The 22,568-nt window shown below is 59.3% G+C and carries 21 protein-coding genes and 1 tRNA gene; 4 read left to right on the forward strand and 18 right to left on the reverse strand.

Annotation, left to right across the window (positions count from 1 at the left end):
* Positions 1 to 105 precede the first annotated feature (105 nt).
* From C7H10_RS08290 to rpsU, 4 genes are all read right to left on the reverse strand, one after another.
* Positions 106 to 182: transfer RNA gene (locus C7H10_RS08290), tRNA-Ile, on the reverse strand.
* Positions 183 to 242: 60 nt separating this feature from the next.
* Positions 243 to 2,090, reverse strand: coding sequence for an RNA polymerase sigma factor RpoD (rpoD, locus tag C7H10_RS08295; RefSeq protein WP_058090688.1), 1,848 nt, complete (start codon positions 2,088 to 2,090; stop codon positions 243 to 245).
* Positions 2,091 to 2,240: 150 nt separating this feature from the next.
* Entirely contained in the window at positions 2,241 to 3,977 is a 1,737-nt protein-coding gene (gene dnaG / locus C7H10_RS08300; RefSeq protein WP_106694476.1) for a DNA primase, read from the reverse strand.
* A 153-nt stretch (positions 3,978 to 4,130) separates the two neighbouring features.
* Positions 4,131 to 4,346, reverse strand: coding sequence for a 30S ribosomal protein S21 (rpsU, locus tag C7H10_RS08305; RefSeq protein ID WP_007153483.1), 216 nt, complete (start codon positions 4,344 to 4,346; stop codon positions 4,131 to 4,133).
* A 234-nt stretch (positions 4,347 to 4,580) separates the two neighbouring features.
* On the opposite strand from rpsU, the gene tsaD reads away from it, so the two are divergent.
* Positions 4,581 to 5,636: a tRNA (adenosine(37)-N6)-threonylcarbamoyltransferase complex transferase subunit TsaD gene (tsaD, locus tag C7H10_RS08310; protein WP_106694534.1), complete on the forward strand. Its 1,056-nt coding sequence runs from the start codon at positions 4,581 to 4,583 to the stop codon at positions 5,634 to 5,636.
* A 12-nt stretch (positions 5,637 to 5,648) separates the two neighbouring features.
* Here the strand turns inward: tsaD and plsY are convergent, their stop codons facing one another.
* A complete protein-coding gene (gene plsY / locus C7H10_RS08315; protein WP_058090724.1) occupies positions 5,649 to 6,242 on the reverse strand; it encodes a glycerol-3-phosphate 1-O-acyltransferase PlsY in 594 nt (197 codons plus the stop codon).
* A gap of 145 nt (positions 6,243 to 6,387) precedes the next feature.
* Between plsY and folB the strand changes: the two genes are divergently transcribed.
* Positions 6,388 to 6,759 (forward strand): dihydroneopterin aldolase, encoded by a 372-nt coding sequence (gene folB, locus C7H10_RS08320; protein WP_106694477.1) that lies wholly within the window; start codon positions 6,388 to 6,390, stop codon positions 6,757 to 6,759.
* Entirely contained in the window at positions 6,756 to 7,271 is a 516-nt protein-coding gene (folK, locus tag C7H10_RS08325) for a 2-amino-4-hydroxy-6-hydroxymethyldihydropteridine diphosphokinase (RefSeq protein WP_106694478.1), read from the forward strand. The genes folB and folK (C7H10_RS08325) overlap by 4 nt, the downstream gene beginning before the upstream one ends.
* Here the strand turns inward: folK (C7H10_RS08325) and pgi are convergent.
* The 10 genes from pgi to dksA all read right to left on the reverse strand — a co-directional run bounded on the left by pgi (position 7,254) and on the right by dksA (position 19,253).
* Entirely contained in the window at positions 7,254 to 8,915 is a 1,662-nt protein-coding gene (pgi, locus tag C7H10_RS08330) for a glucose-6-phosphate isomerase (RefSeq protein ID WP_106694479.1), read from the reverse strand. The two genes, folK (C7H10_RS08325) and pgi, sit on opposite strands and share 18 nt — an antisense overlap.
* A 54-nt stretch (positions 8,916 to 8,969) precedes the next feature.
* Entirely contained in the window at positions 8,970 to 9,818 is an 849-nt protein-coding gene (gene panC / locus C7H10_RS08335) for a pantoate--beta-alanine ligase (RefSeq protein ID WP_061333537.1), read from the reverse strand.
* Positions 9,815 to 10,609, reverse strand: a complete 795-nt coding sequence (panB, locus tag C7H10_RS08340) for a 3-methyl-2-oxobutanoate hydroxymethyltransferase (protein ID WP_061333538.1) — start codon at positions 10,607 to 10,609, stop codon at positions 9,815 to 9,817. Before panB ends, panC begins: the two co-directional genes overlap by 4 nt.
* 119 nt (positions 10,610 to 10,728) lie before the next feature.
* The gene (gene folK / locus C7H10_RS08345; protein ID WP_106694480.1) at positions 10,729 to 11,229 is read right to left on the reverse strand and encodes a 2-amino-4-hydroxy-6-hydroxymethyldihydropteridine diphosphokinase; all 501 of its coding nucleotides are present in this window, start codon (positions 11,227 to 11,229) and stop codon (positions 10,729 to 10,731) included.
* Positions 11,226 to 12,596, reverse strand: coding sequence for a polynucleotide adenylyltransferase PcnB (pcnB, locus tag C7H10_RS08350; RefSeq protein ID WP_106694481.1), 1,371 nt, complete (start codon positions 12,594 to 12,596; stop codon positions 11,226 to 11,228). Before pcnB ends, folK (C7H10_RS08345) begins: the two co-directional genes overlap by 4 nt.
* A 712-nt stretch (positions 12,597 to 13,308) precedes the next feature.
* Positions 13,309 to 14,706, reverse strand: a complete 1,398-nt coding sequence (locus C7H10_RS08360) for a sigma-54-dependent transcriptional regulator (RefSeq protein ID WP_061333541.1) — start codon at positions 14,704 to 14,706, stop codon at positions 13,309 to 13,311.
* Positions 14,707 to 14,713: 7 nt separating this feature from the next.
* Entirely contained in the window at positions 14,714 to 17,677 is a 2,964-nt protein-coding gene (locus C7H10_RS08365; RefSeq protein ID WP_058090700.1) for an ATP-binding protein, read from the reverse strand.
* Positions 17,667 to 17,843, reverse strand: a complete 177-nt coding sequence (locus tag C7H10_RS19190) for a hypothetical protein (protein WP_058090701.1) — start codon at positions 17,841 to 17,843, stop codon at positions 17,667 to 17,669. Before C7H10_RS19190 ends, C7H10_RS08365 begins: the two co-directional genes overlap by 11 nt.
* Before the next feature lie 4 nt (positions 17,844 to 17,847).
* Positions 17,848 to 18,765 carry a tRNA glutamyl-Q(34) synthetase GluQRS gene (gene gluQRS / locus C7H10_RS08370; RefSeq protein WP_106694482.1) on the reverse strand — a complete coding sequence of 306 codons (918 nt, stop codon included), beginning with the start codon at positions 18,763 to 18,765 and terminating at the stop codon, positions 17,848 to 17,850.
* Between the two features lie 47 nt (positions 18,766 to 18,812).
* Positions 18,813 to 19,253, reverse strand: a complete 441-nt coding sequence (gene dksA / locus C7H10_RS08375; protein ID WP_058090703.1) for an RNA polymerase-binding protein DksA — start codon at positions 19,251 to 19,253, stop codon at positions 18,813 to 18,815.
* A 178-nt stretch (positions 19,254 to 19,431) separates the two neighbouring features.
* Between dksA and sfsA the strand changes: the two genes are divergently transcribed.
* Positions 19,432 to 20,163: a DNA/RNA nuclease SfsA gene (gene sfsA / locus C7H10_RS08380; protein WP_106694483.1), complete on the forward strand. Its 732-nt coding sequence runs from the start codon at positions 19,432 to 19,434 to the stop codon at positions 20,161 to 20,163.
* On the opposite strand, the gene C7H10_RS08385 is transcribed toward sfsA, so the two are convergent.
* The 3 genes from C7H10_RS08385 to C7H10_RS08395 are packed head-to-tail and all read right to left on the reverse strand — an operon-like array spanning position 20,147 to position 22,513.
* The gene (locus tag C7H10_RS08385; protein WP_106694484.1) at positions 20,147 to 20,518 is read right to left on the reverse strand and encodes a Rieske (2Fe-2S) protein; all 372 of its coding nucleotides are present in this window, start codon (positions 20,516 to 20,518) and stop codon (positions 20,147 to 20,149) included. The genes sfsA and C7H10_RS08385 overlap by 17 nt on opposite strands.
* The gene (locus C7H10_RS08390; RefSeq protein ID WP_106694485.1) at positions 20,515 to 20,883 is read right to left on the reverse strand and encodes a pentapeptide repeat-containing protein; all 369 of its coding nucleotides are present in this window, start codon (positions 20,881 to 20,883) and stop codon (positions 20,515 to 20,517) included. The genes C7H10_RS08385 and C7H10_RS08390 overlap by 4 nt, the downstream gene beginning before the upstream one ends.
* Before the next feature lie 43 nt (positions 20,884 to 20,926).
* Positions 20,927 to 22,513, reverse strand: coding sequence for a bifunctional aminoglycoside phosphotransferase/ATP-binding protein (locus tag C7H10_RS08395; RefSeq protein ID WP_208622810.1), 1,587 nt, complete (start codon positions 22,511 to 22,513; stop codon positions 20,927 to 20,929).
* Positions 22,514 to 22,568 lie beyond the last annotated feature (55 nt).

Consider the following 22,568-nt stretch of genomic DNA (forward strand, 5'->3'; position numbering starts at 1 on the left):
GCGAAGCAGGATAAAGCGGAAGCGAAGCTTTCGCCCTGCGAAGCGACAGAAATCTGTGATTTCTGGCTGGAATAGTCCGATGAGGTTCAGCGCGACTGAAAGGAGTGGTGGGCCCACCTGGACTCGAACCAGGGACCAAAGGATTATGAGTCCTCTGCTCTAACCAACTGAGCTATAGGCCCTAAAAGGGAAGCGGGCGCCATTATACCCACGAGGGGTGGCGCCCGCTACTGTCTTGCGGATTAACCGTTGCCCTGGTCGTCAATAAAGCCGCGCAGGTGATCGGAGCGGGAAGGGTGGCGCAGCTTGCGCAGGGCCTTGGCTTCGATCTGACGGATACGCTCCCGGGTTACGTCGAATTGCTTGCCGACTTCTTCCAGGGTGTGGTCGGTATTCATTTCGATACCGAAGCGCATGCGCAGTACTTTCGATTCGCGAGCGGTCAGGCCAGCCAGCACGGAGCGGGTGGCTTCGCGCAGACCTTCGGCGGTGGCGGAATCCACCGGCGAAAGGGCCTGGATGTCCTCGATGAAATCGCCCAGATGGCTGTCTTCATCATCGCCGATCGGGGTTTCCATGGAGATCGGCTCTTTGGCGATCTTCAGTACCTTGCGGATCTTGTCTTCCGGCATGTCCATGCGCTCGCCCAGCTCTTCCGGCGTGGGTTCGCGGCCCATTTCCTGCAGCATCTGGCGGGAGATACGGTTGAGCTTGTTGATGGTCTCAATCATATGCACCGGAATCCGGATGGTACGGGCCTGGTCCGCGATGGAGCGGGTAATGGCCTGGCGAATCCACCAGGTGGCGTAGGTGGAGAACTTGTAGCCACGACGGTATTCAAATTTGTCCACGGCCTTCATCAGGCCGATGTTGCCTTCCTGAATCAGGTCCAGGAACTGCAGGCCACGGTTGGTGTATTTCTTGGCGATGGAAATCACCAGTCGCAGGTTAGCCTCGACCATTTCTTTCTTGGCGCGGCGGGCCTTGGCTTCGCCGATGGACACCCGACGGTTGATTTCCTTGATGTCGACTACGTCCAGATCCACTTCGGTCTGGACGTTCTGGATGCGCTTCTGCAGGCGCACGATCTCGTCGATGCGTTCACCAATGGCGGCGGCGTATGGCTTCTTGGTGGCCGCGATTTCTTTCGCCCACTCCAGGTCGGTCTCGTTGCCCGGGAACCATTTGATGAAATCTTTGCGCGGCATTTTGCAGTCGCGTACGCAGATCTGCATGATGGCCCGTTCGTTCTCCCGCACCAGATCGTTGGTGGAGCGAACCACGTTCACCAGTTCGTCAAACGCCTTGTTGCCCAGCTTGAATGGTGCAAACACCTGGCCCAATTCGTTCAGGGCTTCCTGGGTTTTCTTGTGGCTGCGGCCGTGCTTGGCCAGGGCTTTGTCGGCGGCATCCAGTTTTTCTTTCAGCAACTCAAAACGCAGGCGGGTTTCTTCCGGGTCCGGACCGTTGTCGGTTTCTTCCTCGGTTGAAGTGTCGTCATCATCATCGCTGCTGTCGCTGTCGTCAGCAGAGGTGTCTTCACTGGTGTCTTCGCCCATGAACGGCTCGGCGTCGTCCGGGTCCAGGAAGCCGGTAACGATGTCGCTGATGCGGCCTTCGTTCTCGATGATGCGATCGTAAGCCTGAATCACGGTGCCGGCGGTGCCGGGGAAGTGGGCTACGGCCGCCATGACGTCGCGAATGCCTTCCTCAATGCGCTTGGCGATCACGATTTCGCCTTCACGGGTCAGCAGTTCAACGGTGCCCATTTCACGCATGTACATGCGCACCGGGTCGGTGGTGCGGCCTGCATCGGTTTCCACGGCGGCGAGAGCGGCGGCGGCTTCAGCGGCGGCGGCTTCGTCGGCGGTGGAGTCGCCTTCGGTCATCAACAGGGTATCGGCGTCGGGTGTTTCTTCGCACACCTGGATACCCATGTCGTTGATCATCCGGATAATGTCTTCAACCTGATCCGGATCTGCGATATCTTCCGGTAGGTGGTCGTTTACCTCGGCGTAAGTCAGGTAACCTTGTTCCTTGCCTCGTGCGATGAGGTCTTTCAAACGTGATTTCTGCGAATTGCCTGACATAGACACCCTGTGAACTCGCTTTTAAAGAGGAAAAAAGTTAAACAGCCATTATAGCTGCCGCGTATCTGCTGTGCCACCGAATGGTTAGATGGTGATCAGTGGCGTCAGTTTCAAGTGGTCATGCCCCAGCAACGGGATATAACGCAGATTTCAATCTACGTTGCCCTTGCTGAGCGTTCTCAGCTCTTCCCGCTGTTCCGGGGTGAGCGTGGCCAGATTCCGGAGCAGGGTTGCCAGTCTTTGCTGGCGCGCGGCCTCTTCGTTCGGGCTCAGCAGTTCTCTGGCGGCTGCCAGTATGCTTTCCCGGGCCGGTATGTGCTCCAGTCCATCAAACAGGTTGTAGAACCTGTCTCTGGCCTGTTTGTCCGTTGCCAGCCCCGAGACTAATGCCTTGCGGGTACTGATATTCTGTTCCATCAGCCAGCGGGCGAACCGCCCGGCCTGCTCCAGCTGGCGGTTGCTGTCAGCCAATGTTTTGACTTCCGCCGCCATTTCCGGTGCTTCCAGTAGTGCCAGGCAAAGCGTGCTGTCTTTGCTCAGCTTCACATCTATCCGTTCTTCTGTCGGCCGGTTCTGCCGTTCGCCGCGCCATCCGCGGGCTTTGAAGTCATTGCCTTTGGGCAGTTCCTGCCAGGGCTTCCGGCCGCCACATAGACGCATCATTTCGTGCCACATGGCGTCCCGCAGTGTGCTGCGGGGCATCTTGTTCAGAAGCGGTTCTGCACGGGCTCTCAGTTCACCCCGGTGTTCCGGCAGCTCCAGGTTCAAACCCTCGCTCTGCCGGTCGAACAGGTAACGCGACAGGGGCGTTGCCGCCTCAATCCGCTCCCTGAAGGCGTCTGCGCCTTCCTTCCGGATCAGTGTGTCCGGGTCTTCACCCTGTGGCAGCATCAGAAACTGCAGATGCAGGCCGTCGGCCATCAGTTCCAGGGCGTTCTCCATGGCGCGGTCTGCAGCACGGAAACCGGCCTGATCGCCATCAAAGCAGAACACAATGTGCCGGACTTGCCTTAGCAGGGCGGTCAGGCTGTCCTGGTTGGTTGCGGTGCCCAGGGTTGCAACGGCATCGTGTATGCCGTGCTGGGCCAACGCGATCACGTCCATGTAGCCTTCAACCACCAGCAGTTTGTCTAGCTGGCGGATGGCTTGCCGGGCCTCATAAAGGCCGTAGATCTCTCGGCTTTTATGAAACACATCCGACTCCGGGGAGTTGATGTATTTGGCCTTGTCGTCTCCAAGGGTTCGGCCGCCAAAGGCCACCGTTTTGCCCCGGGTGTTCCGGATCGGAAACATCACCCGATTGCGGAACAGATCTCTTGGCCGGCCGTACTTGTCTGAAACCGTTTTGGTTTCCAGTAATGGCTCTTTCAGGTCTTTCGGCGCCGCGTCAAAAAGCGCCGTTCCGGTGCCGGGCGCAAAGCCGATCTGGTACTGCTCGATGATGGCATCGTCCAGGCCGCGCTGTTTCAGGTAGTCCCGAGCGTAGGCGCCTTGCTGGCTGCCCAGAGCCGAGTGGTAGAAGCGGCTGGCGAAATCCAGGGCGTCGGTCAGGGATCTGGCCTGCTGCATTTCCTGGCGCGCGGCTTTATCATAGGGCACCTCAAGACCTGCCCGTTTGGCCAGCTCTTCGACAGCCTCGGTAAAGCCAAGCCCCTCGAATTCGCGGATAAAGCTGATGGCATCACCATGAGCGCCGCACCCGAAACAGTGGTAAAAGCCTTTATCTGGCCGAACGTTGAACGACGGTGTTTTTTCGTCGTGAAACGGACAACAGGCCTTGTAGTTGGCGCCAGCCTTTTTGAGGGTGATGCGGCTACCGATCAGCTCTGCCAGATCAATCCGATCAAGCAGGTCTTCAACAAATCGTTGAGGGATCAGTCCGCTCATGGTGGCTCCACTTCAGTCGGGGTGCCTGATACAAACCGGTATTCGCCATAGCCAAAAATGCCGCCGAAGCCAGGCCTCGGCGGCATTTTCAGTTTGCCGGAGAAGGCGAAACGCCGTTCCGGCAATCAGTCTTGCTGTCGATGCGCGCTGAACTCAGTACAGACGCTCGAACTTACGCTGCTCACGCTGAAGCTTCTTGAGATGACGCTTAACGGCGGCAGCTGCTTTACGCTTACGAACAGCGGTCGGCTTCTCGTAGTGCTCACGACGACGTACTTCAGACAGTACACCGGCCTTCTCGCAGGAACGCTTGAAGCGACGCAGTGCTACATCAAACGGCTCATTCTCTTTCACTTTAACAGCTGGCATTCGAAAATCACCTACCTGATAGATTCGGTTTCAATTGGTTCCGCCGGCCTTGGCCACGCGGGCTCGATACCTGGTCAGATTGGCTAAAACTCGACCAGTGCATAATTTAGGGCGGCAATGATAGCCGTTGGATATGTTCAGGTCAATGACTGTTCAATGAAACTGCCGGAGCCTTTCGGGTTTCTGCTAAAATGCCGCCAGTTCCTCATTCCCATTTCGGACGCGGCCCAGACTATGCTGATTCTTGGTATTGAAACCTCCTGTGACGAAACCGGCGTTGCCCTGTATGACACCGAGCAGGGCTTGCTGGCCCACGCGCTGTTCAGCCAGATTGCTATGCATGCGGATTATGGCGGGGTAGTGCCTGAGCTGGCGTCCCGTGACCATGTTCGCAAGCTGTTGCCGCTGTGTGACCAGGTATTGGCCAAGGCTGGCAGGGATCGTAACGATCTTGAAGGGATAGCCTACACCGCCGGCCCCGGGCTGGTTGGGGCGCTGATGGTGGGTGGTTCCGTGGCCCATGCTCTGGGTTTCGCGCTGGGCATTCCGGTGCTGGGTGTTCACCACATGGAAGGGCATTTGCTGGCGCCAATGTTAGAAGACAATCCGCCAGCGTTTCCTTTTGTTGCTCTGTTGGTGTCCGGTGGTCACACCCAGCTGGTTCGGGTGGATGGTATCGGGCAGTACCAGATGCTGGGTGAATCGGTGGATGACGCCGCCGGCGAAGCCTTTGATAAAACCGCCAAGATGCTCGGGCTGGATTACCCCGGAGGCCCCCGGGTGGCGGCGCTGGCGGAGAAGGGCCGGGAGGGAATCTACCGTTTTCCCCGGCCAATGACGGATCGTCCCGGGCTGGATTTCAGCTTCAGCGGTTTGAAAACGTTTACCCTGAACACGGTGAACGATGCGAAAGATAACGATGCCTTCGATGAGCAGGTAAAAGCAGACATCGCCCTGGCCTTTGAGGCGGCTGTAGTGGATACCCTGACCATCAAGTGCCGGAGGGCGCTGGAGCAAACCGGTTGCAAGCGCCTGGTTATTGCCGGTGGAGTAAGCGCCAACAAGCGGTTGCGGGCAGGGCTGGAAAAGATGACCGCGAAACTCAATGGCTCGGTGTTTTACGCCCGCCCAGAGTTCTGTACTGACAACGGCGCGATGATTGCGTATGCCGGTGCCCAGCGGCTCCAGAGCGGTCAAAGGGACGGTGAGCGCATTGTTTCGGTGCCGCGCTGGCCGATGAATACCTTGCCGCCGGTTAACGAGCCGCGGGCGAATGGCCTGGTCGATTAACCCGGCCGGGCTTTAAAGCCCGGTTTCCCGGCCCTGGGCGAGGCGGATCAGGTTGTTGCGGTGGCGCACCACGATCAGCAGGGTCAGCAGCCCGAACAGTGGCAGGGTTTCCGGCTCAATCAGCGCGCTGATAACCGGCCCACTGGTAACCGCTACCAGGGAGGCCAGCGCTGAAATGCGCCAGCGCCACATGATCAGCAGCCAAAGCAGCGCCATGATACCGGTGGTCACCGGCGCCAACGCCAAACCGGCCCCGAGCGCTGTGGCCACGCCCTTGCCGCCTTTGAAACGATAGAACAGGGGAATCATGTGGCCGGTGACCGCGCACAGTGCCACCATGGCCTGAACCAGTATCGACATACCCGCAACGTGTGATAGCCACACTGGCAGCCAGCCTTTGAAGGCATCCAGTACCAGTGTAGCCACCGCCGGTTGCCAGCCACCGGCCCGGTATACGTTGGTGGCGCCGGGGTTGCCGGAGCCCAGGGCTCTTGGGTCAGGCAGGCGCCAGAGCCTGCATACCGGGATGGCAAACAGCACGGAGCCGGCCAGGTAGGCGCCGAAGCAGAGTGCGACAATCAGAACTGGGTTACTGGTCAGGTTCATGGCCATATCACGGGCGCGCAGACGGCGCCGGGTGTTCTGTGAGAAAATGCCCGCCCTGAAGCTCAGTACACAGGCAAACTCCCACACTATCGTTTGCCTGCACATTATTCAATCAGCCTTGAGTGGAACACACTGGGAGTCCGGTTTGGCAGAAGGTTTGGTAGACACAGTGCTCATCGAGGGCCTGGCAGTGGACACCGTGATCGGCGTTTACGATTGGGAGAGGGAAATCACCCAGCGGATACTGGTGGATCTGGAAATGGCCTGGGACAACCGTGTGCCCGGGGCCAGCGACAATGTCGCCGATGCACTGGATTACGCGGCCGTTAGTGAGCGGGTGAGTGAATGCCTGCAAACCCTGAAACCCCAGCTGCTGGAACGGGCAGCGGAAGAGATTGCTGCGCTGTTGCAGTCGGAATTTGGTGTGCGCTGGCTACGGCTGACCCTGAACAAGCCCGGGGCCGTGCCGGCTGCGCGCTCCGTGGGCGTCCGGATTGAGCGGGGAACGCGGGCATGAGCCGGGTTTACATCAGTATTGGCACGAACATCGAGCGCTACCGCCATGTCACTGTTGCGCTGGACGCGCTGGCCGGGTGGTTTGGAGATTTGACCATCTCGCCGGTTTACGAGAGTGAATCCGTCGGTTTTGAAGGTTCCGATTTCCTCAATCTGGTAGTGGGAATCGACACCGGGCTTTCGGTGGGTGAGCTGTCCCGCCGGTTCAAGCAGTTGGAAGCCGACAACGGCCGAACCCGATCTGCGCCCAAATTCAGCCCGCGAACCCTGGACCTGGATATATTGACCTATGATGATTCTGTCGGGGTGGTCGACGGTGTCGAGCTGCCGAGGGCGGAGATCCTCAAGAATGCTTTCGTGTTGCGGCCGCTGGCAGACATTGCCGGGGCGGAAATGCATCCGGCCTGCCGGCAAACTTACCAGCAGCTCTGGCAGGACTACCAGCGTGACCAGAAGCTCTGGCCGGTCGACTTCAGCTGGCAGGGGTGCCAGATTTCACGGGCGGTTGGCTGACCTGAATAGCCGGATCATCTGGTCGGTGGCACTGTCGCCGGCGGTGCCTTCGAATTTATCCCCGAGCAGCCGGGGCAGGATCTGGTTGCCAATTTGCTTGCCCAGTTCCACGCCCCACTGATCAAAGCAATCGATATCCCAGATCACGCTTTGCACGAAGGTGCGGTGCTCATACAGCGCGATCACGGCCCCAAGGGTTGTCGGGGTAATCTTGTCCATCACCAGAATATTGCTGGGTTTATTGCCTGGGATTTCCTTGTGGGGTGCCAGGGCTTTTGCGTCAGCCGAGGCCAAGCCCGCCTGCAACAGTTCCTGTTCCGCCTCGGCCCGGGTTTTCCCGGCCATCATCGCGCTGGCCTGGCTCAGGCAGTTGGCAAACAGGGTAGCGTGGTGATGTTCCACCGGATTGTGGGACTGCAAGGGGATGATGAAGTCAGCCGGGATCAGCCGTGTGCCCTGGTGAATCAGCTGGTGGTAAGCGTGCTGGCCATTGGCGCCAACGCCGCCCCACAGGATTGGCCCGGTTTCGTAATCCACGGCGGTGCCGATCTGCGTTACCCGCTTACCGTTACTTTCCATATCCAGCTGTTGCAAGTGCTCCGGCAGATGCTTGAGGTATTCGTCATACGGTAGAACCGCGTGGCTCTGTGCGTCCCAGAAGTTGTTGTACCAGACGCTCAGCATGGCCATGATCACCGGCAGGTTGCTGGCCGCTGGTTGTTCACGGAAGTGACAGTCCATGGCGTGAGCGCCCTCAAGCAGTGCCCGGAAGTGCTCCATACCGATGGTCAGGGCTATGGGCAGGCCGATGGCCGACCAGAGGGAGTAGCGCCCCCCGACCCAGTCCCACATGGGGAAGACGTTGTTGCGGTCGATGCCGAACCGGATGGCTTCGTCCACGTTGGCGGTAACCGCCAGGAAATGCTGGGCCACCGCGGGCTCACTGCCGCTCTTATCGAGAAACCATTGGCGGGCCAGCAGACTGTTATCCAGCGTTTCCTGGGTGCGGAACGACTTTGACTGAACCAGAAACAAGGTGGTTTCCGGGTTCAGTGACCTCAAGGTTTCGGCGATGTCGGTGCCGTCGATATTGGCGACAAAGTGGCAGTGCAGCTGGCCGTGCCAGAAGGGTCTCAGGGCTTCCACCACCAGTTTCGGGCCGAGGAACGAGCCGCCGATACCAATGCTCACCACGTCGGTAAAGGGCTTGTTGGTATAGCCGGTATGATGGCCCTCGGTGATGGCAGACACCAGCTCCGCCATCCTGTCCAATGTGGCGTGCACTTCCGGAATAATGTTTTCACCGTGCACTCGAACGTCGTGGCCGCGGGGTTGGCGCAATGCCGTGTGCAGGGCGGGGCGGTTTTCCGTTCGATTGACGATGCCGCCATCAAACAGCGCGTTTCGCTGCTGCTCCAGGCCACAGGCCTGGGCCAGGTCCATCAGCGCGTTGAAGGTCGCATCGGTAAGCCGATTGCGCGAGAAGTCCAGGGTCAGGCCTGCGCCGCTCACCAGGTACCGCTGGGCTCGCTGCGGGTCGTCCCTGAACAGATCCCGTATCGGCGTTCCGGCCAGCAGATCCTTGAGTTGGGCCAGAACCCGCCATTCCGGGAGATGAGTCAGTGGTGCCGGTTTGTCGGGCATCAGAGGTTCCTTTCTGTTCGCCGCCGGGCAGTCTTCAGGCGGTGGTTCCTGGTGTTATCGGGTGACGCTAAGGTTGTCGATTAGCCGGGTCGTCCCTAAAAACGCCGCGACCAGAAGCGTCAGCTCCCGATCTGCTTCGCTGGCGGGTTTCAGCGTCTGGCTGTTCACAATGTTGAAATAGTCCGGGCGTAGCCCGGCTTTGGCCAGCGTGTCGTTCGCTTCCCGTGCCAGATCGTCAAAATCGGAGCGGCCCTGTTCCAGCTGCGCAGCCACGCTGGTCAACGTCTGATACACCACCGGCGCAATGGCTCTCTCCTCTTCATTGAGATAGCCGTTTCTGGAGCTTTTCGCCAGCCCGTCCTCTTCGCGAACAGTGGGGGCGCCAATAATTTCAACCGGAATCATCAGGTCCCGGGTCAGTTTGCGGATGACCGCCAATTGCTGGAAATCTTTCTCGCCGAACACGGCCAGGTCGGGCTGAACCATGTTGAACAGCATGGTAACGACCGTTGCCACACCTTCGAAGTGCCCTGGCCGGCTGGCACCGCAGTGCCCCTCGCTGACTTCCGGCACAACCACTTTGGTTTGTCGGGCCAGGCCCTCGGGGTAAATCTCGTCCGCCGAAGGCGCGAACACCAGGGTGTTGCCAGCGGCGGCCAACTTGTCCTGGTCGTCGGCGAGTGTCCGGGGGTAAGTGTCCAGGTCTTCGTTGGCGCCGAACTGCATCGGATTGACAAAAATGCTGGTGACAACGATATCTGCAGCCTCTGCCGCCTTCCGTACCAGCGAAACGTGGCCCTCGTGCAGGTTGCCCATGGTGGGCACCAGGCCAATGGTTTTACCCTGCTGCCGGTAGCTGCGCAGAATGGTTCGGAGTTCTTTAAGTGAATGTACGGTTCTCATGCCTTGAACGTATGCTCCTCGGCCGGAAATGAACGCGCCTTGACGGCCTGGGCGTAGGCGGCGATGGCCTCTGGAATAGAGTTGGTTTCCGCCAGGAAGTTTTTCACGAAGCGGGGTTTGCGACCGGTGGTGATGCCCAGCATATCGTGCAGCACCAACACCTGGCCGTCGGTGTCTGCGCCTGCGCCAATGCCGATCACCGGGGCCCGGACGGCCTGGGTGATGCGGGCAGCGAGAGGGGCGGGTACGCATTCCAGAAGGATGACATCGGCGCCTGCCGCTTCCAGCTCGCAGGCATGCTCGATCATGGCTTCGGCAGCCTTTTCGTCACGGCCCTGAACCTTGTAGCCGCCAAACTTGTTAACGAATTGTGGCGTCAGCCCCAGGTGGGCGCAAACCGGTACACCGCGCTCACTCAGGGCTTCGATGGTGTCTTTCATCCAGTCAGTACCCTCAAGCTTGACCATGTGGGCACCGGCTCGCATCAGTTCTGCGGCGTTGTCCAGGGCGTCGGTCACGGTGCCGTACGACATAAAGGGCATATCGGCCATGATCAGTGAACCCTGGTTGCCTTTGGCAACGCAGCTGGTGTGGTAAACCATCTGTTCCATTGTGACTGGCAGGGTGCTGTCATGCCCCTGCAGAACCATGCCCAGCGAATCACCAATCAGGATAACGTCAACGCCGGCCTCGCTGACCACATGTGCGAAGGTGGCATCGTAGGAGGTCAGGGCAGAGAAGGCTTCGCCCTTTTGCTTGTATTCCCGCAGGGTATTGATGGTAACTGCCATAAGATCCTTGCCTTTTGGGTGGATGGGCCGGTTCTGGCTCGGGGTCGTCCGAGTTCAGAGCGATAGATTAATGCCGGGGTATATCTGACACAAGAGTAGCATGGGAGTCTGGCTTGGGGTCAGTGACTTCCGGCCTTTGGGGGCAATAATCGAAGCTGGTTGTCCGGGCATGCTTGTCGCAGTGTTTCAATGCTTTGGCCATCAGGCAGCGTCAGCCCGGGATTCAGGTCGAGCAGGGGCTGCAGCACGAAGTCCCGGTTGGCCAGCTCAACATGGGGTACGGTCAGTCGCTCGTCGTGGATGCTGTCGTTGCCGTAAAGCAGCAGGTCAAGGTCCAGGGTTCGGGGCCCCCAGTGGCGCAGTCGCTCCCGGCCGTGAGCCTGTTCGATGGCTTGAAGATGATCCAGTAACTGGTGCGGCGTCAGCTCCGTGGACAATTGCACGGCGCCATTCACGAAGTCCGGTTGATCCTGGGGGCCAACCGGCCGGCTGGCATAGAAGGCAGACTGTGCCAGCAGGGTGGTATTGGGCAGGCTGGCCAGTTCGGCAACCGCGCGTGCCAGCTGGGCGGTTGGGTCTTCCAGATTGCTGCCCAGCCCAACATAGGCCACTACCGTCATGCTTGGGGTGGCCTTTTGACTGGGCTGCGTTTGCGGCGCCGTTTACGCGGGGTGCTGGCGGAGCCTAGCTCAGACAGCATTTTTTCCTGCCCGCGTTCATCCAGGCGCTGGAATTCCGTCCACCAGTCGCCGAGGCCCGGTTCGATTTCGCCGGCGGATTCACGTACCAGCAGGAAATCGTACGCAGCCCGGAAGCGCGGGTGGGCCAGCGTGCCAAAAGCTCGCTTGCCCTGGCGCCTGGGCAGGCGCATCTGCATTTCCCAGATCTCTTTCATCGGGCCTGAGAAGCGTTTCGGAATGGCTGTGGCCTGCACCTGCCGGCCAATGACTTTGCCGATGGCGCCATGAAGGGCGGGCTGCACCGGGTCGCCATTATCCTGGCGGCGGCGCCATTCCACTTGCAGGGCCGGCCAGAGCATGGCGGCAAACAGGAAGTAAGGCGTGACGGATTTGCCCTGGGCAATCCGGGCGTCGGTATTGCGCAGTGCCTGGCGAATGAGTTCGTCGGATTCCCCGGCGTCGATGGCCTTGGCGGTTTCCGGGAACAAGGGCGCCAGTAGGCCGTACTCGCTGAGCAAGTCGTAGGTAGCTTCGCCATGGCCCGCCGAGAACAGCTTGAGCACTTCATCAAACAGCCGGGCCGAGGGGATGTGAGTCAGCAATGGCGCCAGTTCCCGGATGGGAGCTTCGGTGTCCGGTTCAATTTCGAAACCCAGTTTAGCGGCAAAGCGGATGGCGCGAAGCATGCGAACCGGATCTTCCCGGTAGCGGGTTTCCGGGTCACCGATCAGGCGGATCTGGCGATTTTTCAGATCTTCAACGCCATTGGCGTAGTCGATGATGGTGAAGTTCCGGATGCAGTAATAGAGCGCGTTGATAGTGAAGTCACGGCGCAGGGCGTCTTCTTCCTGGTTGCCGTAAACATTGTCCCGTAACAGCAGGCCATGCTCGCTGGTCCTGTGCTCATCGGCTGCCGCTTCGTCTTCGGTGTCCCGGGCATTGCCCCTGAAAGTGGTCACCTCGATGATTTCCCGGCCGAATACCACATGCACAATCCGGAACCGGCGCCCGATCAGTCGGGAATTCCGGAACAGGTCGTGAACTTCCTCAGGGGTTGCGTCGGTGGCAATGTCGAAGTCCTTTGGCTGCCCGCCCAGAAGAATGTCGCGCACGCCGCCACCCACCAGATAAGCTTCATAGCCGGCTTTGTTGAGTCGATGCAGGACTTTTCGTGCGGGCTCGCTGATCATGGAGCGGGACACGGTGTGCTGATCCCGAGGGATCTCCTGCCGCTGGTAGCGTCGGGCTTTCTTTTTCCCGTTGCCGGGAATGAAGGAGCGTAGTTTTTCTACAAGTCGTTTAGGCATGAAATTCCGTGATTGCGATGCGCAAAGACGGGGATTTTAACGGTTTGCGCAGGAATTGCACATGTTTAGGCGGAATCGGAAATCGAAAAGGTGATTTTTGTTCAGGGAGTGGGGCGGTCAGGGTGAGTCTGTAGGCCAGATAATCAAAAGGCGGATTCGTTTTCACGAACCCGCCCTGAAAGCGTTGACGATCTGCATTGTTTTTGTTGTTGCCGGGATTCTTTTTGATTTTTCTACCCCACCGTGTTGTCCCAACAGTAAGGACATCAAGTAACGCAAACGGAAAGCTTTGAATACATAGAGCGGTCAGGAGCAAGGTGCGGGTTATCGGGGTAGTTGCAGTGCCGCTTCAGGAGCGATTCTTCTCTACATCTACAACTCGCACATGCCTGGGGACCACTAAAAAGCAAAGTACCCAAAACACTCAGTTCGCTTGCATCCTGTTCTTGTTTTTGTTGCCGGATGCTCGTGCAGCTTTTTGTTTTTGTTTTGCCGCTGCGTTGTCACTTTTGTTTTTGTTGTTGTGCGCTAATAAGAGTGCGAAGGCTGTGCCAGTTTTTGAAAACCTTTAATTAACATAGGGTTATGTTTTTGTGAGAAATAAGTGTTACCCCGTATACGTCTAAAGTGTTACCTGTCTCACGTAACCTGAGTCGGAAGTGTTACCTTGGGGAACGCTGGGTAACAAATGATTTGGGGTTCATTTCTTTATTCAGGAACTTTTCTTGCGGGGAATACCCAAACGCTGGCGACGTTCCCACAGAGATTTCCGGCTGATGCCCAGTTTCTGGGCCAGCTCGGTTTCGCTCATCCGGTCCTGGTTCTCCAGCACAAAATGCTGAAAGTAGTCTTCCAGAGACAGGTCGTTGGCGGAGTCCGGCTCACGGGTGCGGGTCTGCTCGTTGTTGCCTTCTACCAGGGTTTCCGGAATGTACTCGTCACTACCCTCGTTATCGAGGTCCAGCACTGCGGGGGTAATGATGTCGCCGTCGGTGAGAATGGACGCCCGTTCGATGGCATTCTCCAGCTCCCGCACGTTTCCTGGCCAGCGGCACCGCTCCAGCGCCTGCATGGCCTCCGGGCTGAGACTGAGCTCCGGCCGTCCGAGCTTCTCTGCCTGCCGCTTAAGGAAACGGCGGGCCAGGCCCAGAATGTCTGACCGGCGTTCTCGCAGGGGCGGAATTCGGATTTGCATTACGTTAAGGCGGTAATACAGGTCTTCCCGGAATTCTCCGGTGCGGGTCATTGCTTTCAGGTTCCGGTGGGTTGCGGCAATCATGCGCACATCCACTTTCCGGCTCTGGGTGGAGCCGACCTTGCGGATCTCGCTTTCCTGCAGCACGCGCAACAGCCGGGCCTGGGCTTCCGCTGGCAGTTCGCCGATCTCATCAAGGAACAGGCTGCCGCCATCGGCGGCTTCAATCAGGCCGGTACGGGCGGAAACGGCGCCGGTGAATGCGCCTTTCTCATGGCCGAACAACTCCGATTCAATCAGGCTTTCGGGGATGGCTGCGCAGTTTACGGAAATCAGCGGCTTGGTGGCCCTGGGGCTGAGCAGATGCAGGGCCCTGGCCGCCAGTTCCTTACCGGTGCCGGACTCGCCCTGTATCAGGACGGTGGTTTCGGTCGGGGCCACCTTGCGAATCAGCGTGAACACCTTCTGCATGGGCTCGCACTGGCCATACATGATGGCTGCCGGGTCGGATTCGGTCGCCTGGTGCTGCCCGGCGCTCTCGCCACTGCCGGGCTCATCAGGCTGCGCACTCTGGCGAGCCAGGATGTTCTCCACGGCTGCGAGCATTTCATCGTGATCAAAGGGCTTGGCGATGTAGTCCACGGCGCCAAGTTTCATGGAGTCCACGGCTGAGCGCAGACTGGCATAGCTGGTCATGATCAGCACCGGGGTATTGGGCGCCCGGTTGATCATCTCGGTACCCGCCGCGCCGGGCAGGCGCAGATCGGTGATGATCAGGTCAAAGCCGTCCGGTTCCAGGTTGTCCGCTTCCTCTACGGAGACGGCATCCGCCACTTCGTAACCGGCGTGCTGCAGAAGCTTGCGGACCGCAGAGCGGATGATGTCTTCATCTTCAACTATCAGAATACGGGGCATATCGCGTTCACGACCTTTCGTTCGGGGTGCTGTTGCCGGTATCGGTGTCTGGCTCGTAGGCGGGCAGGCGTAACCTTACACAGGTTCCCCGCTGGCGTTCGGTATCTGCCGGGCTTTCCACCTGTACGTTGCCATAGTGTTCTTCAACAATGCTGTACACCAGTGAGAGCCCAAGGCCCGTACCTTTGTTCGGTGCTTTGGTGGTGTAAAACGGTTCAAAGATATGGTCCAGCTGGTCAGCGGGAATGCCGGTGCCTTCGTCAATCACTTCGATGATAGCGGAGTAGCCATCGCCCTTTCCACTGACCCGGATGGTACCGCCGTCTGGCGAGGCATCCCGGGCGTTGGCCAGCAGGTTGACGAAGACCTGCACCAGGCGTTGCTCATCCCCCAGTATCTGCAGGTTTTCCGGGCACTCGTTCCGGTACTGGATGCCCATGCCCTTGTCACTCAGCGACAACAGGTTGATGGATTCTTCCACGCAGCGGTGGATGCTGACCGGCTCATAGCGGTTGGCATGGGCGTGGTTGCCGGTTCGGGCAAAGTTCATCAGTGACTGCAAAATGGCGGAGATGCGTCGGGTTTGCTGCTGTATCTGGTCTGCGGTTTCCAGAATGGACGGGTCGTCGGTTTCCAGTTTCAGGTTCTGGGCCAGCGACGAAATACCGGTGACCGGGTTGCCAATCTCGTGCGCAACACCGGCGGCCAGTCGGCCCACGGAGGCCAGCCGTTCACTGTGCATCAGCTCGTCTTCCAGTAATCGGGTTTCGGTCTGGTCTTCCACCAGAATGATCGAGCCACCTTCCGGATGGTCCGGCCCGCTCAGGGCAGCCTTATGAAGGTTCAGCCAGTGGGGCTTGCCGCGCAGGTCGAGCCGGTGCTTGTAACGGTGCAGGTCGTCGCCCCGGTTGAAGTCGTCCAGCAGGGTATGCCAGTGCTCCGGCAGGGCCATCAGTTTGGCGCCGACCACCTCGTCGGCAGAAATGCCAGTGAGCGATTCGATGGCGTGGTTCCACATCAGGATTTCGCCATCCTCACCGACAGAGCAGGCGGGTATCGGCAGGTTCTGCAGGGTCTGCCGGTAGTGGCGCCGCAAGTTGTCGAGCTCCCCGGCCAGGCCGGTAAGCTGGTTCTGGTAGTCGCCCAGCGCCCGCTCCACATAGCGGATGTCCTGGCCGGTGCCGCCGTGGGTCAGGGGTTTGAAGCCCAGATGGCGTTTGACAATATCCCTGGCTACGGCGGGGCCCAGCAAGCCCGACAGGTTGATTTCAACCTGATCCCTCAGGCGCCTGAGCTGGTAGGGGCGAAACTCCACGTTGGGCAGCTTTAATTGCCCCAGTGCACGCTCTACTTCCCGTCGGGCCACGGTCGGGCCCAGCGGGTCGGTCAGATGTTGAACGAAGTCGTTGGAGGATGTTGCCAGCAGTTCCCTGCGCTGTGGGCGAGACAGCGCACCCAGGGAGCAGGCCTGTGCCGCGCTGGTTTCTTCCGGAGACGCGGGGCTCAGGATTGAGACCAGTGCAAACACCGAAATGTTGGCCGTCAGGCTGATGAAAGTGAACAGGTGCCAATTGTCATAACCCGGGGTGACCGGAAGATCCAGCCAGGACAGCAGGTCGGCGGCGTAGGAAAACGGCAGCACCAGGGTGGTCATCCAGATGGCCAGGCCGGTCAGCAGTCCGGCGATCAGACCGCGCCGGTTGCCCTCCGGCCAGTAGATAACGCCGAGGGCGCCTGGCAGCAGCTGCAAGGTGCCGGAGAGCGAGATGGCTCCGAGGATGGACAGGTCCAGGTTCTGGCCAATGGTTTCGTGGAACAGCAGCGCCAGAAACAGGATAACGGCAATGAGCAGGCGTTTTACCCACTGCAGCCATTGATAGATGTCGCCCTGGTCTTTGGGAGTTTTCAGGGGCAGCACAACATGGTTGAGAACCATGCCCGACAGCGCCAGGGTGCTGACGATCATCAGCCCGCTGGCGGCGGAAAGCCCTGCGATATACATCAACAGTGTTAGCGCCGGGCTCTCCAGTGCCTGGGCCACCCCGATACTGAAAAACGCCTGGGGCACAACAACACCCAGGGCCTGGCCGGCCCAGACAATCAGGGGCACTGGCAGGCCAAGCAGTAGCAGATACAGGGGCAGGCCCCAGCTGGCTTTCGCCAGGGCCCTTGGCGAGGGGTTCTCGCTGAAGGTCATATGGTACATGTGCGGGAGGACCAGCGCGGCGGCAAACGACATCAGCAGCAGGGCCCGCCAGCTGCCATCATTGATCGCCATGGTCATGGTTGCCTCGGGGTGTGAGGCCCGGGCCAACCATTCTTCAAGCCCGTCGGTGCCGCCGAACACACCGAATAACACCACACCGCCCAGCACCAGCAGGGCAACCACCTTGACCAGGGAGTCAAAGGCGATGGCCAGCACCAGCCCCTGATGGTTGCCAGAGCTCTGGTGCCGGCGTGCGCCAAAGAGCATGGTGAACAGCACGACGATCAGGCTGAACATCACGCTGATGGCTTTGGGCGAGGTGTCAGGCGCGAGCAGGGACGCCGATACCGCAACAGCCTGAATCTGCATGCTCAGCAGCGCCAGAATGGCGGCGGCTGAGCAGAGTGTCACCAGGGTGCCGGCCCACTGGCTGCGATAACGATAGGCAAAGAGGTCAGCCAGGGACGTCAGTTGATAAGCGCGGCCGATGCGCAAGATCGGGTTCAGCAACACCGGCGCCAGCAGAAAGGCCCCGGAGATACCCAGATAGTAAGCCAGAAAGCCGTAACCGGATTCCGCCGCCATGCCGATGGCGCCGTAGACTGCCCAGATGCCGGCGTAGACGCCAAGGCTCAGGGTATAAACCAGAGGATGCCGTACCCACTGGCGCAGCAGGGTGCCCCGCTCGGTACTCCAGGCAATGCCGAACAACAGAATCAGGTACAGGAGGCTGGCCAGTAGCAGGCCGCTGGCGCTAAAACTCATTGGGGTCTCGCCGCCATTCAAGCCAGAAACCGATGGCAATCAGGCCACCCCAGATCACATAGGGGCTATACCAGGCGTTGTCTGGTGAGGTCCACCAGTCCAGGATGTTGGGAGAAAAAATATAAATGGCCAGTACCAGCAAAAAGACCAGGCGGTAGATATACATCGGCTCAGTGGTCCGGACGCAAGTGTGTGTTTGGGGTTATACCACGGGCCTGCCGGGATGTCAGGGGGATGGCGTGCCGGCGCCAGTTTTCCCGGCCCCAGGCGAGCACATCGTCCACCGTTGCCTGCACAAGCGCGGGCGGAGGCTGTTGGCCAAGGGCTGCCAGTGCGTTGACCAGGTTGGCTGCGGGCTGCTGATCATCCAGTGCCGGAGCGTGGGTCTGTTTGCTCAGCTTCTGGCCCTGGTCGTTCACGACGACCGGTATATGCAGCCACTGTGGTGACTGGGCACCAAGAGCCCGGAAAATCTGTTGCTGCTGGGCGGTCATGTCCAGTAAGTCGGAGCCCCGCACCACGTGGCTGATGTTCTGGTCTATATCGTCCACCACCACGGCCAGTTGGTAGGCGTAGAAGCCTTCCTTGCGCAGTAGCACCGGGTCGTCCAGCTCTGCAGCTACTCGCTGTTGTTGCTCGCCCAGCAGCAGATCCTGCCAGTGGCTGAGCTCGTCGGTCAGGGCAAACCGAATGGCGTAGGGAGTGTCACCGGGTGCCGGCTGGCCATCTCGGCAGTGGTCCGGATGATAACCGCCGTGCTTTTGGAGCAGTTTTCGGGAGCACCGGCATCGATAGGCTTTATGCTGCGCCAGGAGCTGGTCAATGGCGGCCTGGTAGGCGTCGTGGCGCCGGGATTGAAATCGTACCGGTTCGTCGGGAAACAGTCCGTGGCAGTCCAGGGAATGGAGAATCTGGCCTGTGGCCTCGGGGGGCTCCCGTAGCGGGTCCAGGTCTTCGATGCGAACCAGCCAGTCGCCACCGGCGGTGCGGGCTTCCAGCCAACTGGCCAGGGCGGTTACTAGGGAGCCGAAATGCAGCGGTCCTGTCGGGGAGGGGGCAAAACGCCCACGGTACCGTGGTTGCTCCATAGAAACTCAGTAAGCCGGCTGCTTATGCGGCCGGCTCTCGGTGGGGCTCAGATGCCAGTCTGGCGCTCGCGGATTTCCGCCAGGGTCTTGCAGTCAATGCACAGTGTAGCCGTCGGGCGAGCCTCCAGGCGACGAATGCCGATCTCCACGCCGCACTGATCACAGAAACCGTAGTCGTCTTTGTCGATGCGGTCGATGGTCTGGTCAATCTTTTTGATCAGCTTGCGCTCACGATCCCGGGTGCGCAGTTCCAGGCTGAATTCTTCTTCCTGGGTTGCACGGTCACTGGGATCCGCGTAATTTGCGGCGTCTTCCTGCATGTGATGCATGGTGCGGTCCACTTCTTCCATCAGCTCCTGTTTCCATTGAAGGAGCAGATTTTTGAAGTGCTGCAGCATGTCAGCACTCATGTAGTCTTCACCCTTTTTCATTTCATAAGGGGTGAAATTGGTAAAACGTTCGCGTGGTTGTTCTGCAGTGTTTGCCATTGAACCCGGCCTCTTGTTTGTACTACTACAAGAACGCTTTGCTTCCGCCGCGCCAGCACGGTTGCTGCGCAGTTTAACCCTGGATAAAAGCATTCGTCCTGAAACGGGAATTTGCGGAAAATAGCAGATTAGTCTCAGGGTGGCCAGCCTTGTGACAACGACTTTTTGCGGAGATCACATGAAGTTTGCTGAACCTTTGGTGGAAGGGCGCCTGATTCGCCGCTACAAACGCTTCCTTGCCGATGTAAGATTGCCCGATGGCGAGGAAGTGACGGCGCACTGCCCGAACACCGGCTCCATGCTGGGTTGCCAGCCCGATAACGCCAGGGTCTGGCTGAGCCGTAGCGATAATCCCAAGCGCAAGTTGAAGTACACCTGGGAGCTGGTGGAAACCGGCCCGGCGGTATTTGCCTGCGTGAATACCGCCCGTCCCAACGCTCAGGCACGGGAGGCCATCGAAGCCGGGCGGGTACCGGAGCTGGCCGGTTACACAGAATGCCGGGCAGAAGTGCGTTATGGTGATGAGAAAAGCCGGATCGATTTGTTGTTTTCGGGCCATCCGACACGGCCAGACGCCTGGGTTGAGGTAAAGAATGTCACGCTGGCGGAAGGTTCAAGCGGCTATTTCCCCGATGCGGTGACCGAACGGGGCCAGAAGCACCTGCGGGAACTGATGGCTCAGGTGGAGAAGGGCGATCGGGCGGTACTGTTCTTTGTGGTTAACCACACCGGAATCGAAGCGGTGCGCCCGGCGGACCACATTGACGCCCGCTACGGTGAGTTATTGCGTCAGGCGCAGGCGGCCGGGGTTGAGGTATTGGCTTATCGTGCCGCGCTTGCAGGGCCGAATGGCAACCCGGGTGGCAGGCTGGATTTGATTGAAGCGGTGCCGGTCAGTCTCCAAGCCTGATTTCGATCTGGCCATCGTTCTGGCGTACCTCCAGGGCGGTCAAGGCATCGCCCTGGCAGGGGCCCGCAATGCACTCACCGGTGCCGGGCTTGAACAACGCGCCGTGGGTAGAACATTGGATAAAGAGGTTGTCGGCGTCCATGAATTTGCCCGGCATCCAGTTCAGTTCGATGCCCAGGTGCGGGCAGATGTTCAGGTAGGCTTTCGGCTCACTACCATCCAGAAACACAAAACCGGTCAGGGGCATGCCTTCCGGTTCACGGGCTTTCTGTTTCAGCCGGAATTCGATAAACCGGCCTGGAACCAGATCTGTTGCCGGGCAAACGGTCTGCCAGGGATGGTTCTGTTCTGTCATTTTGGCAGCAGGGCGTATCGCATCCGGGTGCCGTGGTTCAACGACATCACGATTTCATCGGCCTCCAGGCGATGGGGGAAATAGCAGCCGGAGATCTTGGCGCTGGCGATGCTGGCTCCCTCCATCCGGGATTTGGAAAAGTCGATGCCGCGCAGGTCGGCGCCCCGGAAGTAAGCGTGGCGCAAATCCAGCCCCTTGGCGTCGAGGCCGCGTAAATCCAGGCCCCGGAAGTCGCCATGGGCAAAACTGGGCAGTTCGCTCAGTTTTGCTTTCTCGACATTGAACGCCTTGATGTCTTCGCTGCGCAGTATGTCGTACAGCGGGTGATCAATCTGATGCAGTTCGTGTTCCGTAACGTCGTCCATCTCACACCTCGAATGGAATGATGCCAAGCGTATGCGTCTAAGTTTAGACGTTTTGTCCCGGAGGCAAGCCAAAGTGCTGCCGAATGCGGTCTGCGACCGCTTCCGCCACATGCTCCTGGTCGGTATGCAGGTGCACGGTGTGGGTTTTCTCCTCCACCGTCAGTGGCTCGAACCAGCTTTGCTGTGCATCCAGCAGTTCTTCGGTGGCTTCCGAGGCATCGCCTTTGCGTTTGCGCACCCACTCACGTCTCAGCTGTTCCGGGGCCTCGCAGTGTAGCAGGGCAAACGGCACGCCCTGGGTCTCGGCGACCTTGGCAAAAAGGGTGCGTTCACGTTCTTTCAGACAGGCGGCATCCACGATGACAGAAAGCCCGGAGGCCAGCAGGTCCTGGGCCAGATTGGCGAGGTGCTGGTAAGTCTGTTCGGTGACTTCCGGGCTGTAAAGGTCGGTACCGAGGCCGGATTTACTATCGTCCAGCGGTCCCAGGCCGTGCAGACGCTTGCGCTCAACATCCGAACGCAGCCGGATCAGATTCAGCTCGCCGGCTATGGCGGCACTGACGCAGGTCTTGCCGCTGGCTGAAAGCCCGGTGGTGGCCAGCAGGTAATGGTTGGGGATCTCGCCGTAATCTTCCGCCAACTGGGCGTAATCCCGGTAGCGTTGCATCAGGCCGGCTTTTTCGCCCTCGCCCAGGCTGGGGTTAGCCATGGTGAACAGGGCAATCTTGGCCCGCACCATCGCCCGGTAAGCCTTGTAGAGCGGGAGCAGCGCCAAGGCTTCGAAATCGCCCCGGTATTCCAGATAGCTGTTCAGCACCAGGTTGGCGAGCAGCGGTTCACGACGGGATTCCAGGTCCATCAGCAGAAACGCCAGATCGTTGATGACATCAATCCAGCGGAACGGCTCATTGAATTCGATGCAGTCGAACACCGTGACCTGATCGTTGAACACCGTAATATTGGCCAGGTGCAAGTCGCCATGGCATTCCCGCACCATGCCCTTGGCCCTGCGGCTGGCAATCAGCTCCCGGTGCCGCTCGAAGGTGGTCCGGGTCCATTCTTCCAGATTGTCCAGCTGCAGCAGCAGGGTGTTGTCGTCCAGCATCGGGCGAATCTGGTCGAAGTTTTCCTGCATCGCGGCGTACACCGCTTCCGGGGTGCCCAGGGGTTTATCTTCGGCAACGGCAGGCAAGCTATCGTGGAACTGCGCTACCTGGCGGGACAGGTTGGTGAGCATCTCCGGTGGCAGGTCACCGCGCTCCTGGCGCTTGTCGAACAGCTGGTCCTGGTCGAACTGGCGCATGCGGATGGCATATTCAAAGGCTTCGCCCTCGCCGCCGATGACCGGTTGCTCCGGTGTGCCGGTGATGGGCAAAACGCCCTGGTAAAGTTCCGACGCCAGGCGGCTGTTGAGTCGGAGCTCTTCCTCGCAGAAGTGCTTGCGGCGCGCCAGGGTGGAGAAATCCAGAAAGCCGAAATCCATCGGTTTCTTGATCTTGTAGGCATAGTTGCCGGTCAGCAACACTTGTGAAATGTGGGTTTCAATCACCTGAAAGCCCTGTACCGGGTGGTCATACAGCGCCGGGTTTTGCAGTGCCTTGATCAGTGTCTCCGATGGGGTCGCGCTCACGGTATGCTCCTGGTTCCCTGAACTCATTGATTTTTATCGCTCTGTTCTGATTGGC

The organism is Marinobacter shengliensis, from assembly GCF_003007715.1.
Taxonomy (GTDB): domain Bacteria; phylum Pseudomonadota; class Gammaproteobacteria; order Pseudomonadales; family Oleiphilaceae; genus Marinobacter; species Marinobacter shengliensis.